The 15,723-nt window shown below is 44.8% G+C and carries 11 protein-coding genes; 2 read left to right on the top strand and 9 right to left on the bottom strand.

The window, feature by feature from the left end; all coding sequences use genetic code 11:
- Positions 1-125: 125 nt before the first annotated feature.
- Positions 126-2,153 (bottom strand): M13 family metallopeptidase, encoded by a 2,028-nt coding sequence (locus F0364_RS02390; protein WP_153796153.1) that lies wholly within the window; start codon positions 2,151-2,153, stop codon positions 126-128.
- A 329-nt stretch (positions 2,154-2,482) separates the two neighbouring features.
- Here F0364_RS02390 and F0364_RS02385 point away from each other — a divergent pair, with 329 nt between their 5' ends.
- On the top strand, positions 2,483-3,349 hold the full coding sequence (locus tag F0364_RS02385; RefSeq protein ID WP_207632480.1) for an SMP-30/gluconolactonase/LRE family protein: 867 nt from the start codon (positions 2,483-2,485) through the stop codon (positions 3,347-3,349).
- A gap of 23 nt (positions 3,350-3,372) precedes the next feature.
- On the opposite strand, the gene F0364_RS02380 is transcribed toward F0364_RS02385, so the two are convergent.
- From F0364_RS02380 to F0364_RS02345, 8 genes are all read right to left on the bottom strand, one after another.
- Positions 3,373-3,579, bottom strand: a complete 207-nt coding sequence (locus F0364_RS02380; RefSeq protein WP_153796151.1) for a hypothetical protein — start codon at positions 3,577-3,579, stop codon at positions 3,373-3,375.
- A 243-nt stretch (positions 3,580-3,822) separates the two neighbouring features.
- Positions 3,823-4,596, bottom strand: a complete 774-nt coding sequence (locus F0364_RS02375) for a phosphosulfolactate synthase (RefSeq protein WP_153796150.1) — start codon at positions 4,594-4,596, stop codon at positions 3,823-3,825.
- 45 nt (positions 4,597-4,641) lie between these two features.
- The gene (locus tag F0364_RS02370; RefSeq protein WP_153796149.1) at positions 4,642-5,106 is read right to left on the bottom strand and encodes a GNAT family N-acetyltransferase; all 465 of its coding nucleotides are present in this window, start codon (positions 5,104-5,106) and stop codon (positions 4,642-4,644) included.
- 399 nt (positions 5,107-5,505) lie between these two features.
- Entirely contained in the window at positions 5,506-8,004 is a 2,499-nt protein-coding gene (tamL, locus tag F0364_RS02365) for a translocation and assembly module lipoprotein TamL (RefSeq protein WP_153796148.1), read from the bottom strand.
- A gap of 10 nt (positions 8,005-8,014) precedes the next feature.
- Positions 8,015-13,003 (bottom strand): translocation/assembly module TamB domain-containing protein, encoded by a 4,989-nt coding sequence (locus F0364_RS02360; RefSeq protein ID WP_153796147.1) that lies wholly within the window; start codon positions 13,001-13,003, stop codon positions 8,015-8,017.
- 338 nt (positions 13,004-13,341) lie between these two features.
- Positions 13,342-13,704, bottom strand: coding sequence for a hypothetical protein (locus F0364_RS02355; RefSeq protein WP_153796146.1), 363 nt, complete (start codon positions 13,702-13,704; stop codon positions 13,342-13,344).
- The gene (locus tag F0364_RS02350; RefSeq protein WP_153796145.1) at positions 13,679-14,077 is read right to left on the bottom strand and encodes a phage holin family protein; all 399 of its coding nucleotides are present in this window, start codon (positions 14,075-14,077) and stop codon (positions 13,679-13,681) included. The genes F0364_RS02355 and F0364_RS02350 overlap by 26 nt, the downstream gene beginning before the upstream one ends.
- Before the next feature lie 11 nt (positions 14,078-14,088).
- On the bottom strand, positions 14,089-14,349 hold the full coding sequence (locus F0364_RS02345; RefSeq protein ID WP_207632479.1) for a YtxH domain-containing protein: 261 nt from the start codon (positions 14,347-14,349) through the stop codon (positions 14,089-14,091).
- 67 nt (positions 14,350-14,416) lie between these two features.
- Here F0364_RS02345 and F0364_RS02340 point away from each other — a divergent pair, with 67 nt between their 5' ends.
- Positions 14,417-15,514: an AI-2E family transporter gene (locus F0364_RS02340; protein ID WP_153796143.1), complete on the top strand. Its 1,098-nt coding sequence runs from the start codon at positions 14,417-14,419 to the stop codon at positions 15,512-15,514.
- Positions 15,515-15,723: the final 209 nt, after the last annotated feature.

Here is a 15,723-nt window from a genome sequence, read left to right as displayed (position 1 = left end):
TTGTTCCAAAAATAATTTACTGAACCATCAAGGTTGTTGCACAATGGCGAATAGAATTACCGAACGTACAAGTGAGTGACACAACCCAAGCTCAATAGTAGTAATGCAGTCCGTCCCACAAAAAACTACCATATCTTAATCCTGTCTGCTTCTGCCTTATACATTTTGTCGCCGGGCTGTATATTAAATGCCTTGTAAAAAGGTGTAAAATTCATCAGTGGGCCGTTAACACGGTACAAAGGTGGCGAATGCGGGTCTGTATTTACCAGTTGCCTGGCCAGCTCACTTTTCATTTTAGTGCGCCATATTTGCCCAAGCGATAAAAAGAAACGCTGGTCTGGGGTAAACCCATCAATCTTAGCAGTGTCCTGACCCTGTTTGGTCATTTTAAAAGCATCGTAGGCTATGGCGAGCCCACCAAGGTCGGCAATGTTTTCGCCGGTAGTAAGAGCGCCGTTTACGTGCATAGAATCTATCGCAACAAAACCATTGTACTCGTTAATTACCAACTGGGATTTTGCTTTAAACTTTTCATAATCCTCCGGGCTCCACCAGCTTTTCAGGTTGCCGTCTTTATCGTATTGAGCACCCTGGTCGTCAAAACCATGCGTCATCTCGTGGCCTATTACCATACCAATACCGCCGTAGTTAATGGCATCATCGGCATTTACATCAAAGAATGTAAACTGCAGTATGCCCGCAGGAAAAACAATTTCGTTAATGGTAGGGTTATAGTAGGCATTAACTGTGGGGGCGCTCATCAGCCATTCGGTTTTATCAACCGGCTTGCCCACTTTGGCAACCTGGTAGGCGTACTCGTTTTTTGAACAGGCAACCAGGTTATTAAAATAGCTGTCCCGGCCAATGGTAACCTTGCTATAGTCTTTCCATTTATCGGGGTAGCCTATCTTCTTAATAAAGCCGGCCAGTTTTTCTTTGGCTTTCTGTTTGGTGCTGTCGCTCATCCAGTCAAGTTTACCAATGCGTGCTTCAAAAGCCTTCTGCAGGTTATTTACCAGTTGCAGCATACGCTCTTTGGCATCTTCGGTAAAATACTTTTTTACATACAATTGCCCCAGTGCATCACCCAGGTTAGCGTCTACATTATTAATAATCCGCTCCCAGCGGTCTTTCATTTTTTCCTGCCCGCTAAGCGCTTTTCCTGTATAGTCAAACCTTGCATTAACAAAATCGCTGCTTAATGCGCCGGCAAAGCCCTGCAACAGGTGCGCTTTAAGGTAGGCCTTCCAGGTATCAAGCGGCACAGTGGTAAGCAATTCATTCACTTTTGCATAAAAAGCTGGCTGGCCCACATTTACAGAATCGGCTGATATACCCATTTCTTTTAAGGTACTTTTCCAGCCAAAGGCGGGCATTTGCTTATCCAGTTCTTCAACGGACAATTTATTGTAATTGGCTTGCGGGTCCCGCAGCTCTACATTGGTTTTGTGGCTGCCGGCAAGTTGTTTTTCCAAATCATACACCAAAGCTGTTTTTTTAACCGCTGTCACAGAGTCATCGCCGGTAAGTGTAAACAGTTTCTGCAGGTAGGTGGTATAGGCGGTTACAACTTTTTGCGTTTCGCTATCGGTTTTAAAATAATAATCCCTGTCTGGCAGGCCCAGGCCGCCCTGGTAATAAATGGCTATGTTGGTAGTACTGTTTTTTTCATCGGCGCCAATCATCTGGCCAAAGAGCAATACGTTAAATTCTGTTTGCTGTTGTGCTATAAACTTCATCAGCCCGGCAGCATCTTTAATACCCACAACCTGCTTCAGGTATGGCTTTACAGGGTCGTAGCCAAATTTTTCAATAGCGGCGGAGTCCATACCAGCCGCATAAAAATCACCCACTTTTTGTTCAATACTGCCAGGTTCATGAGATGCCCTGGCAGCCTCTTCTACAATAAGCTTCATGTTATTTTTAGAACGGTTATAGATATCGAGAAAGGCGCCGGCCTCCGATTCCGTGGGCGGTATAACTGTATTCTTTATCCATTTGCCGTTTACAAACTCAAAAAAATTGTCTCCTGGTTTTACGGCAGAATCCATATTGGCCGTATCAAAAAACTTATGAGAAATTGCAGCATCCTCTTTACAGGACTGCAGGGCACAGATTATACAAAGGGTTAAGATGGTAAACCTAAGTTTCATACCTCATTTTGTTTATTGGTAAAAAAAATGAAAGTAAATAAAGTTGTGCCAACCGGTTATTTTTTTGTGAAGAGTGGTTATAGCGCCTTGAATGAAGGTTTGGGCGTGTCCCCAAGCTGCGCAAGGGGCCGGGCTTTCCACTGCTACTCCGCCACAAAGCCTCTGCACAAAGCTTCAGCGGGGTATCCGTTGCAATCCCTCACGCTAATGCTCCGGCTCATTTTTTCCGTACAGCTATCAGCAAGTTTAATTTCCGCGTTACAGCATAAGCCTATTGGTGCAGAAGTTGTATATGCATAACATTATCTTTAACTAAAATAACCAACCAATTGAAAGCATCACTTGTTTTAAACGCCAAAGCCAAACTGGGTGAAGGTATAGTATGGCATAGCCAGGAACAAAAGTTATACTGGGTAGATATAGAAGGCCGGCAACTGCATATTTTTAATCCCGCTTCAAAAGAAACAACCAGCTTTTCCACCGGCGAAAGAATTGGCGCCCTTGTGCCAACTTTACAAGGCGATGTAATTGTGGCCCTGCAAAATGGGTTGCACAGGATGGACACGAGCACCGGTGAATTTACCTTTTTGACCAACCCGCTTACAGACGGCATTCGCTTTAACGATGGCAAATGCGACCCCTCCGGCAGGTTCTGGATAGGTAGTATGCACCTGGATGTAAAAGACGGAGCGGCTGCGCTTTACCGGTTTGACGGTGACAAAAAACTTACCCTGGTGCTTGATAACCTTACCATTTCAAACGGCATAGCATGGAGTGCCGATAAAAAGACCATGTACCATACCGATACGCCAAAAGGTACCGTGTCAGCATTTGACTATGATGACGCTACCGGCAACATCAGCAACAAACGGATACTGGTAAAAGTACCTGAAGAAATGGGCTCGCCCGATGGTATGACCATTGATGAAAACGACAATCTTTGGACGGCATTATGGGGTGGTGGCGCTGTTGCCTGCTGGAATGGTAAAACCGGCGACCTGATACAAACTGTTGAAGTACCTGCACGGCAGGTTACCTGCTGTACATTTGGCGGAGACAACCTGCAAACACTATATATTACAACCGCAAGAGAGAGCCTCAGCGAACAACAATTGCAGGAATATCCCCACAGCGGGGGCATTTTTTCCGTGGAATTGCCGGTAAAAGGCGTACCGCTGGTAGCCTATGCAGGTTAACAGCAACTTTGCAACAACATTTATTAATGAGAAAGGGAATCTGGCGGTATACCTGCCGAATCCATACCGTTAATAGTGGAGCTGGACGCATTTTCTATGTCTACCGTATTGCTGTTGCTTCTTCCCCGCAGGTAGTAAACCGTTACGGCAGTAATAATTGCTACGAGGATACATAACAATAACCAATTGCGCTGGGGAAAACTTAGTTTGTGCCGATGTACTTGTTCCATAATCTTTTGAAATCAAGAATAGTGCCTTTAGTTTGTTGGTTTGACTTACGGAGAAAGATTTACGAAAACAGAAAATCACATCATAATAATGATTTAACTCTTTTTAAAACTAAAAAGAGCTAAACCGCTCCAAAAATCACATTATAATATTGATTTTCAAAAAGAGCTTACGCACTGGATTACAGCACAAGAAGAAACAGCCTTAACAAAACTTAGCACATACTTTCAATTGAAAACATCCGGTTACCTTTCTCCATTCAGAAAAAAACTAAAGCTATCGCCACGCAGGCCTATCCGCATGGCCTCAAGGGCTATCATTTCCTCGGGGGCTATATTACCGAGATTGGCGTTGCAGCCAACCAGCTTTAAGAAGAACAATTGCTGGTCTTTCTGAGGCGCTTCCCATATTATTTTTTCGGCCGGTATTTTGGTAAGTATCTCGTACACCAGCCCTTCGCGTACTTCGCCGGAATCCCTGTAGAGGCCAACGGTCCCGGCTTCCCTTGCTTCGGCAACAATGTAACTTGCACCGGCGGTAAGTTCGGCGCTCATCAGCTCAATCCATTTGTAGGGCGGCGTTACCTGCACCCTGTCTTTATCTTTTGAACCAACTTCGCTAAGAACAGTAAACCTTTCAGACAGCTTTGCTATATACCCGCACTTGGCAGCATGAGGTATATCTATCGAACCATCGGAAATTTCAACATAGGTAATGCCGTAGTCGTCCATTACTTTAACATAATCGTCAAACTGCTTTCTTGCCACGAATGCTTCAAACAACAATCCGCCGATATACACGGGCACACCAGCCTGCTGATAAGCTTCAATCTTTTCTTTTAACTGCGGGGTAACGAACGAAGTTCCGAATGCCAGCTTGGCAAGGTCTATATAAGGAGATGCTATGGATAACAGGTCTTTTGTTTGCTGCAGGCTTAGGCCCTTATCCGTTATCATGGTAAGGCCGTAACTGCGTGGCTGTATGGTTCTTTCGGGAATATTTGAGAGATTAAAATTCATTCGGTAAAGATAGCGTTTGCGGGATAGTTGCCTACTGCCACGGCGCTATAAATTAAATGCTTTAATGGCATGCTCATCAAAATCACAATTAATGCATTCTTCATCCAGCTCTGCCCCGCATTTTTTGTAGAATTCTATGGCCGGCTTGTTCCAGTCTGATACCTGCCAGCGCACCCGTTTGCAGTTTTCAAGCCGTGCTGTTTCAAATATCTTTTTCAAAAGCAGCGAACCTATTTTACTGCCGCGGTATTCCTGCTTTACATATAGGTCGTCCAGGTACAAAGACTTGCCTACCCAGGTATAATAGGCAAAAAAATAAGTAGCCATGCCTACGGTTTCACCTGTTTCATTTTCGGCCACAAAGCCATTAAAGTATTGCTTTTCCTGTAGCATCAGTTCCACCGTATTCGTAACCCGTTCGGGCGTTTGCTGAAATACTGCCAGCTCTTTGGTAAGGCTGAGTATGGCTGGAAAATCTTTTTCTGTAGCCGGGCGTACAATAATGCTCATACATGCAATTTGCTGAATCTCCTTGAAAAAATACAGTTGGCGGTACTAGCGGGTTAATAACACAGGTTGCCGGTAAAATTAACGGCAGGTGTCACCACCGGGTGAGGGATTGAAGCGGCTACCGCGGTGAAGCCATCGCAGCAGGGCTTTTGTGCCGGAGTAATAGCGAAAAGCCCGACCCCTTGCGATAGCTTGGGGGCACCCCCAAGTACGAAGTTTGAAGTACGAAGTACTTTTTTATGTAAGACGTTAGATGTGGGGTGTACGATGTAAAGGGTGTAAGATGTGGGATATATAATGTAAGGGAGCCTCACCTTAAAAGCTTTCAAAATCGGCCTCCCCCACTCGCTATTTACTACTCTTCCACTTGCCCTGATAATGATAAGCTGCGGATGTATTTTAAAACGGATAACCTATGGCAAGGTTGAATACCAGGTTTTTGCGGCGCCAGTCTGAATCACCTAAGGCTATATCCTTAAACACCCATCTGAAGCCGTTGAGGGGTTTATCGGGATCGAGCATGCGGATGGGGAAACCAGCATCCAGCCGTATAACAAAAAACTGTATATCCACACGCAGGCCGAGACCTGTACCTACCGCAAACTGCTGGAAAAATTTACTGGTGAAGGTGCCGCCTGGCCTTTGCGTATCGTTTCTAAACAACCAGATATTACCTGCATCTACAAAGGCCGCACCGTACAAAACAGACACCAGTTTAAACCGCAGTTCTGTGTTCAGTTCCAGCCTTATATCGCCCGGCTGGTCGGGAATAAATACAGAATCCCTATCGCCGGGATAATAACTGCCGGGCCCTACACTCCTGGCCCTGAAGGCTCTTAAACTATTTACACCACCTGCAAAAAACTGCTTGGAAAAAGGCATGGTTAAACTGTTGCCCCAGGCATAGCCCAGCCCTGCAAGAAACCTGCTGGCCAGCACCGTGCCACCCTGCCGCCGGTTGCCGCCTATGCGCAGGTAATGCCTGAAATCTGCCTCCAGCCTGGCATACTGCGAGAAGGGCCTGCCAAACAACTGCTTCTGCTTATTATCCTGCAGGTTGGCGCCGGTTATAAGGCCGAGTATATTGCCCGACAAATCAACATTTCCATTAAAAAAATAATTGTTCTTTTTACGGTTGGGTACATTTTGCGAATTGTAGTTGAAGTTATAAATAGAGCCGACAATAAATTGCTTTTCAATACTGCGGGCCAGGGTTATGTTAGAGTCCAGCACATGCTTTTGATAATTGGGATAAATATTAGTTGGCTGCACAAAGTTTACAGACAACACTTTTAGCTGGTGTTCTTTGGTGGCGGCCTCCTTCCAGGTATAGCCGTAACTGGCACGTACAGAGCTTAAAGTGTATTGCGTATCCCGGGCAAACAATTCATATCCTATATTAAAATTAGTTTGTGGCACATAATCGCCATGCGTTTTAAACTCCCATGGGCCCAGTATGCGTGGCACCGTAAGGTTAACCTCTGCACCATACCTAATCGTATTTACACTTTGCTGGCCTGATATCTGCCTTTCAAAACCACCATAAGCGGTTGCTGTAAACAACTCCGCGCCACGAAAGAAATTGCGGTTGCGCCAGCTTAAAGACACTTCGGTACCATTGCTGTTATTGGATTTGGTAAGGCCCGAAACCTCCAGCCTTATAGACTTCCTGGGCAGTGGCGTTAGATAATAAAAGGTGTTAAGCACCGGGTGCATGGATGTATCGGTATCCTCAAACCTTGCCTTTACAAATTTGTACACGCCCAGGCTTACCAGCCTGTTTAAAGAGGTGTTATGATCGGTACGGTTGTAAATATCGCCGGGCTTGAATACCACAGTACGGGTAAGCATCTGCGGCTTAAACTTTTCTTCAGGGTCAATAATATAGTAGCCTTTGTATTTGTTGCTGCTATCGGGCTGAAAGGGAATTGTATCTGATTCAATGGTATAATCCGGGTAAATAATTACATCGTTTATTTTATAATGCACCAGCGAACGGAAAGGCGTTTGCTTTTTTATTTTTTCGTACACATCCACTTCATGGTTACCAACGGTAGAATCAACATCGAAAATAATATCATCAGGGCCAAAATAGTAAAAGCCCAGTTCCTTCAGGCGTTTATCAATACGCTCCCTTTCGGCTTTAATGCGGTCAAGGTTATAAGCACGGCCCTTACGCAGGGTAGAGCGGCGCCCCATCTGGCGAAGAATGGTATAAATATAGCCTGAATCTTTAGGCAGAAAGAGGTTACGGATTTTATACTGCTGCTGCACATCGGCCTTATACGTAACATTCATTTTCTTGTTTTTGATAACGGTATCAAATGTTACTTCTGTATGAAAAAAGCCATTGTTCTCCAGCCTGTTTTGCAGCACCTGCCGGTTCTTTTCAATGTTTACGCTGCTGGCCAGTACCGGCGGTTCGCCAACCTTATATTTAAGCCAGTGCTTTAACCCTTTGGGTTTAGACGGCGTATCAATCATGTTATGTATAAGCAGCTTAAAAGGTATGCCCAAAAATCTTTTGTTAGGCGCGGGCCTTACCAGTTCTTCCAGTTCTACGGTGGTGTTTTTCTTATTAAACCGTACGGAATCGTTTGCCTTTTTCAGGTCCACGTCAGCGCCCATATACAGCGCATCACCATCCGGCACAGACTTGGTTGCGCTGCAGGAAAACAACAACAGGCTTACAAAAAAAATTACGATATGGTATAACCGGGTCATCAACATTTGTTCTTTTTTATGGCTTGCCAGCCATGATATTTTGCAGGATACCAGCCATGTGCTTCGTGGCATCGTCCCTTGCGTCGCAATCACTTCATCTGCAGTGCCGGTGGCATCTCCAGTTTGTAGTGCCGTAGCAAAATAATTCAGGTACTTGCGGTAGTGCGTATTCACAATGCCGGGCTCACTTTTTCTTTTTTTCTTTCTTCTTTTTGGTTTTATTAAACAGTTCACGGAACTGGTCGTAATCCAGCGTAAAAATGAAGCTTAGCCCGGTTTCAATTACCTGCCCTTCCACCACTCCTTCATATTTGTTTTTACGGTAACCCCGTATCATGTAACGGCCATCCCGGCTAAGCTGGTAGTCTACAGCCACGTCACCGGCAATGTTAGATGCCTGCTGGTTGCTGTTACGTGGGCCTTCCAGTTCAAAATTGCTGCCAACACTTACCCGCAGCCTGTCGCTAAGCAGCGATTTGGAAACACCAACAGTAAGGTCTGTCCTGCTTTGCTGCTGGCCTGTGCTATAGTCGTCTTCTGAGTTTATGCCAAAGTTTAAATCAACACCCTGTATAAGGCTGCCGGCAAGCTGGTTTAACTGGTCTGCCAGTATGCGGCTAACACTTTGCTTAAGCATGGTAGCCGTACTTGTTTTGTCAGTAGCTGTTTCCATTGGGTTTTCCTGCATAAACCTGCTAAACAGCAACAGGGCAAAAACCTGCTTGTTCAACTCAGATTCGTTGGTACGCAACTGGTCTAGCTTTTCATCTACCAGCCTCCATTGGGCGGCAGTTTCTTCACTTAAATCAACATCAAAAGAAATAATGGGCTTAAGCAGTTCACCCTTCATTTTCAGGAATACCTGCACAGGAATTTTTTGCTTGTAGCGGTTAAGGTCATCCCGTTTACCACTGCTTATCTGGGTTTGCATCAGGTCTATGGGTGAGGCGTTTACCTGGTATAAAGCTGTTATATCCACATTGGCTGTCATAGGGTCGCCGGTCCATGTCATGGTGCTGCCGCGTTGAATGGTAAACTCCCTTTTCAACAGGCTTAGTGTAACCTTGTAACTTCCGTTGGTAACCTGGTAGTTGCCGGTAAGTGTCATCTTGCCGCTTTCATCAAAACCACCGGCTAAATCTGCCTTGCCTTTTACTTTCAGGGCATCGCCATTGCGTTCATCCACTACTATGGTAAAAGCCGCGGCCGTATCTGTTTCTATGGTAGCATCCACATCCATATTGGCAAACATGGGGTAGGCAGGCAATGTATCTTGTGCGGCCAGTGCCGCGCTGTCAACCGGCGCATCCATATCCACAAAATTCACCACACCCTCCCGGCTAACCACTTCGGGGTCGCTGGTGGGTAATACAAAAGTGAAATCCGTTTCTTTGTTGGCCCTGAACGACGCTGTAACTTTAGGTATATAGCTGTTGCCGCCCAGTTTAACGTCGGCATCCATATTCAACTTGCCATAAAACAAAGGGTTGTCTGTTTGTGTGGCGTTTATCAACCTGAAATTTTTTGCTTTAAGGCCCAGGTTAAACTTGAAGAATGTATAATCAGTCGTTCCTATCGTACCATCCAGTATTGCTTTATTGCCGTTAGCATCAACCATCGTAAACTGGTTAAAATCTATCCCTTCGTTGTTTACCAGGATTTCCTCGTTTGACAAAGTGAATTTTTCCCCCAACATGGTAGGAACCAGAAACGCATTGGCAAAGCGCAAAGAGCCGTTAATGGCAGGTTCTTTTGTGGTACCCGCAATGGCTATTTTTCCTTTAAGGCTGCCACCCGCATCTTTTAACTGGCCGGCAGAGAAGCCTTTAAGCGTAGAAAGGTCGAGGTTGTTAATGTCCAGGTTCATATCCATTCTTCCTTCGCCGGTATAATACTTACCATCCAGCACTACAGCGTTACCCTTACCTTTTATGCTTACGTTGGCGGCAAATGCATTGGCTGTTTCATTATTTACTTTGGCAACCACGGTACCAATGGTGTCTTTGCGGTAGCTAAGGTCTGCTATGGTAAGGTCGGTGGTAAAAACAGGCGACGTCATTACATTGCTTACAACGGCATTACCGTTAATTACGCCATCCGCCAGCAGAGAATCCTGTTCAGCAAAATCAGTAAGTGTACGTATATGAAAATTATCAAATTTGGCTTCGATGGGAGATGTAGCGGAATCGGCCATGCTGTTAAGCCTTAGTGACTGCCCCTGGTGGCTGATCCTGAAATTATTTACCAGCAGCCCTGTTGAATCGTAGCGGATAAAGTTATCCCGGGCCACTTCCCACTGGTCATAATTCAGCAACAGGCTGTCTGGGTGCATGGTAAACTTTATCCCATGCTGTGGCGCCTGTTCCAAACGGCCAGCCAGGTGGTACCTGTTTTTTTCTTTGCTGTCTTTTATCAGCAATGATGATGTTACAATGCTGTTGGCTACATTACCGCCCAGCGAGGTTTGGTATAACCGGAAACTTTTACTGCCGGCGCTTGCCATCTTCACATTGTAATCCAGCGAACTATCTGCTGTAGTGGCGGTTATCGCAGCCTGCTCAATAGCCTGCTCACCCAACTGGATATGCGGGGCAGATATGTTTAACCGCAGGTCGTTAGCGGCACTATTGTAGCCTATTATTCCCCTAATGGTGTCGGAGCCCTTTAAATCCGGCGCAAACTGCAGCGCCAGCTCAGATGCGGGTTTTAACAGCAGGTTCATTTTCCAGTCTTGTGGCGCAAAAGCGGTGTCTTTAAAGCCGGGTATGGCATAGTAACGGTTAATGGTGTGTTGCAGCGCAGTAGCTACTTCCGTAAGTTTATAGCTGCCTTTCCAGTTCATATCAGCCACTTCAGATTGCAGCGCAATGGTTTGCGTATCGGCGTTGCGTTCTGCACTCAGCAGTACGGTATCCATCCGGTAAGTAACCGTGTCCATGGTGATTTTTGTATTGAAAAGCCGGGCAGTTCCGTTGAGGGAATCCGGGTTGGCGCTGGCAAATTCAGCAGTAAGGGATGAACGCAACTGCAATGTATCCGCGTACAGGTGCAGTGCTTTCATATCCAATGTATCCAGGTTAAGCGCCAGCGCTACATTTGATGGATAGGTGCCTGCTATATTGGCCGAAGCCTGCAGATCGTAAGTAATGTTAGGATCTTTTATGGAAGACTGGATATCCGCATGGCCATTCTTTAGCGCAGCTTTCAATTTCAGGTTTCTGTAAGTATACCCTTTCAGCCTGCCTTCTACCAGGGTGGCATCAATCAACGTATTCATCTTCTTATAGTCATGACCGGTGCCTTTGGCTGATGCATTGAGAGAAATGACGCCTACCAGCGTATCCTGCTTAATAAGATAGCCCACATTCACCCTGCGCAGGGAGGTTTTTACATCGTATGTTTTATAATTATTGCCCACAGCGGCGGTAACATCCGCATCGCCACTGCTGGTACGGGCTTTTAACTCTGAGCTGAAAGCCTGCATTTTTCCTTTAAAGAAACCGGTAGCCGACATTTTTTCCGGTATGCGTATGTTATTAGGTATGCTGTTCTTTGGCGCAAGGGAAGTAATATCGTTACGGTTGGTATTAAATTCGGTTAGCCTGAGATTGTAATAAGCATTTCTGCCATCGGGTAAGCCTTTAATGTTACCGTTCATCTGCAAACGGGTAGCGCCATAGCCGCTGAGGGCAAAATTGTTGATGGTGATATCTTTCACCTGGCCTTTGCCCTGTAATTTGGCGTTAATAACCGCGGTAGTATGTCCTTTTAACTGCGGCTCTGTAAAGGGGGCCAGCAGCAGTATATCCTGGGCAGCCAGCAGAAAAGTATCAAGGCCCATCTCCAGGTACACATCGCCGGGGGCTTTTGTAAATGATTCTACCGAAGGATATTTAGCCGTAACATTGGCCCTGATGAGTGATTGATTGGTACGCAGGTAAAAGTCTTTGAGGTAAGCCTCTTTTTCTGCGTAGGCAAATTGTGTGCTTAGCTCCTGCAACTCAAAGCCACTTTTTTCTCTAAATGAAAACTCCTGAAGGTTGCCCTGGTAACTAACTGGCGTAAACACAAGGTTGCCTGCCTTAAAAACCAGGTTATTTATAGCCATGTGGGCAAAATCCATCCCCTTTGAGGCAGCGGGAATATTATCATCATTGTAACTGATGTTGTTGTGGTTTATGTCAAGGTTGGCCAGTTCAAACCGCCAGGGGTTATTTACCTGTGCCACCACTTCTTTTTTCACCTCTTCTTTTACCACAACCGCCTGCCGGGATTTACCCATGGATACTTCTATAAAATTGCTGTCTAACTGTATGTTATTTACCTGCACCAGCAGCCTGGGTAAGTCAAGCTTTTTTATTTGCGTATTGAATGTTTTTAAACGAATGGCGGCTTTTAAAGCAGACACATCATTTACATAATCTGCCTGTATATTGTGCAGGTTAATGTTCTTTAAGTTAAGGTTTACACCGATGGGTTCGTTGCTTTCAGCTTCCACTACCGCTACCGGCTCTGGCTCCATCAACGGCTTATACTGGCGTACATAAGTTTTAATACCAGCCAGGTATATGTCAGGAATGCTGTATAAAGAGCTGTTGATATTTAATGTTTCTATGCGTGTGGCCAGGCTGTCTAACCCAAACGACATATCGCTACCGGTTACATCATCCTTATAAGTGGCCCTGATGTGAGTGAGCCGTATATCGCCCATCTTAAACTGCAGGGTACTTGTGTCTGTCGATGTGGTAGTATCAACGTTGCCGGAAGTGAAGGCATTAATGACGTAGTCAAAATTAAAAGCAGAATCTGGCTGCAGCCTTTTTACATTGGCCGTAACGCCATCCAGGCCAATATAGCCAATGTACACTTTGCTGTTAATCAGCTTCAGCATTTCAATATCCACCTGCACCTTTTTAGCAGCCAGCAAAGTATCCTTATGCTGGTCTTCCAGGTAAATGCCCTGCACTATTAGCTGTCGGGGAAAGTTGATGGTGAGTTTAGCAATCTCAACCTTTGTATGCAGTTTACCCTGCAGGTAGGACACGATTTTTTTGCGTGCAAAATTCTGTACCGCCGGCACCTGTATTAAAATTATAACCAGTACCAGCAGCAACACGATGCTTATCAATAGCCAGCCAATTACCTTAAAAAACCTTCTCGCAAATTTTTTCAAAAGAATTCTACACTTTTATATTCTTTGTTGATGACTGCAATACCTGTTTATTTCATTTGCGCACTATAGCTCAAGTACGGTACTATGCTCAACTGCCTGATAGTACTACCGCAGCTTAATGGCTGCCGGATTGAAGCGGAAAGCCCGCAACCACCAAAGCGTAGCGGAGGTGGTGAGGACTTGCAGCGAAAAGCCGGAACCAATGCCCAGCCACGGAGTAAAGCTGAAAGCCCCAAAAAATATGGCGGCAAAGCCAGCCACTTACTTTACGCAACAATAAGTTACATTGGGCATGAGGAAGATTATCCCCAATAGCCGACAAAAATTCGCCGGTTGTGCTATCCTTTATACTTTTTCCACAAGTTAAACCCCGCCCTTAAAGCGGCAAACAGCCCCAACTGCTTGGCGCTGCCTACTACATCTTTTTTAAAGTTGGTGCGGTTGTTTTTACTGAATGAAAATAGCTTGCCAACATTACCGAGCAACTGCCAGGATTTTCCGGCCACTTTGTTGGTAAGGTAAAAAGGCAATATAATGCCAATGGCAGATTTAAAGCTTTCTTCGGGCAGCTTTTTCCATCTTTCAGCAAGGTCAACTTCGCCAGCTTTAACCCTTGCACGCACAAGCCTTATTTCATCCCTTAAATCGGTAAGGTTATCAATATGCGAAAGGTCTTTACTGTTCGCTGATCTTGTCTTCATGTTCGTCGTCGTTTTCTGCTGTTTGATCAAAGAAAATTTCGATTATCATATTGGTAATATACAACTGCACCACACGTTTGCCCAAAACTATCAGCAATATAAGCAGCAACAGGTAAATGCCGGCTATAACACCAAAACCCCAGTACAGGTTACCTAACAGGTTTGCAAAATAATAGCCACCCATAATGCTTAGAAAAATGAGAATGAAAAGGCTGATAATAGTAATCATAAGCCCTATAAACATGGAAGCTATCAGCTTAGATGTTTTTTCTACCATCTGCAGTTTAAAAAGCAGCAGCCTGTCTTTTACATATTGCTCCAGTTTTTCTTTGGATTGAGCGAAAAAATTTTCTTGTGTATCCTGTTTATCCATGAGTGCAGATTTTAAGATATGCTTTCTTTGGCCTTATGTTCCAGGTCTTCCACAAACTTCCTGCCCCGCTTCATCAGCTCACTCATTTCGTCGTTAAAATCGTGCCACTTTGATGCAATGCTTTCTTCGGCTTCATCAGTCATCTCTCCCAGTTTTGTTTTCATGGCTTCCACAAATTCTTTTCCTTTTTCGCTTTGCAAAAACAACGCAATACCAGCCCCAGCAGCAGCGCCTAAAAGAATACCGGTTAAAAACTTTTGTCCTGTAGTCATGTTATTTATGTTTTTAAAAGATAAATTTGAAACCATTCCCGCAATTACCTAACAATATTTGAACCAAATGGAGAACCGTCAGGATTATAAAGTTAACCGTTACTTCTTTTTGAGCATCATAATTTTGTTTGCGGCATTCCTGTTTTTTAGCCTTATAGAATTCTTTACAGCCTTTTTAGCCGCAGTTATTGTATACGTACTCAGCCGCCCTTTTGTGGAATACCTGGTTAAACGAAAGCTCTGGAAAAAGTCATGGGCGGCGGTGGCTGTTATCATCATTTCTTTCTTTATTATACTGCTGCCTATATCGTTAATGGTTACGCTGCTGTACAATAAAATATTGCCCGTAGCACAAAACCCCAACATTATTGTTAATGCCGTAAAAGATTTTGAAAAAGTAATACACGACAAATACGGTATTGACCTGTTTACGGAGCAAACCTTTACCAAAATACAGGCGGTGGTAACTTCGCTGCTTGGGTCAATTGTAAACCAGGGCCTGAGTATTTTTACCACCATCACTATGATGTACTTTTTCCTGTACTTTATGCTGGTTAATGTTAACCGCATGGAGGCGGCCATTGTTTTTTACCTGCCCTTTAAAAGAAGTAAGGTAATGATGTTTGGTAATGAGCTTGTGGCGCAAACATTCAGTAACGCTATAGGCATACCGCTTATAGCCATAGCACAGGGCTTTTCCGGTTACTTAAGCTATACTGTTGCCGGCGTAAAAGAAGCAGGTTTCTGGGGTGTTATTACCGGGTTTGCATCCATTATACCTGTAGTGGGCATTGGTTTGGTTTGGGTGCCGGTAACTGTTTTTTTACTGATAAACGGTCAAACCTGGCAGGGTGTATTTGTGGCATTGTGGAGCGCCATCATATCCGGCACGGCAGATAATGTTATCCGTTTTATACTTGCCAAACGCATGGCCGATGTTCACCCGATTGTTACTGTGCTGGGCGTTATCATCGGGCTTAAACTATTTGGCATTACAGGTCTTATTTTCGGGCCGCTTATCATCTCCTATTTCATCATATTGCTGCGCATTTATTACCTGGAATACCAAAAGCCGCTGATGGTTACCAAAAAGGTAAAGCCAAGGCAAATTGTGCCCTCTTATATGCAACCATTTTTGGGCATGAACAAGGGGAAGAAGAAGTAAGCATGTTGAACAAGGAATTTTGAATAACGAAGAAGTGTCCTGCAAACAATGTCTTTTGGAGCCCGGCGACCGGATAAGCATGAGGCTTTACTTGCGTCGCACTCTTGTACTTTCTGTACGCTATGCAGCAATGGCGCTCCGGTTGACATCTACTCAAAAAAAACTGGCTGCATAACTGATGCCCTCCATCAGCCATGCAGCCAGCAATA

This window comes from Foetidibacter luteolus (genome assembly GCF_009650435.1).
Taxonomy (GTDB): Bacteria; Bacteroidota; Bacteroidia; order Chitinophagales; family Chitinophagaceae; genus Foetidibacter; species Foetidibacter luteolus.
This window is presented reverse-complemented; position numbering and strand designations above follow the sequence as displayed.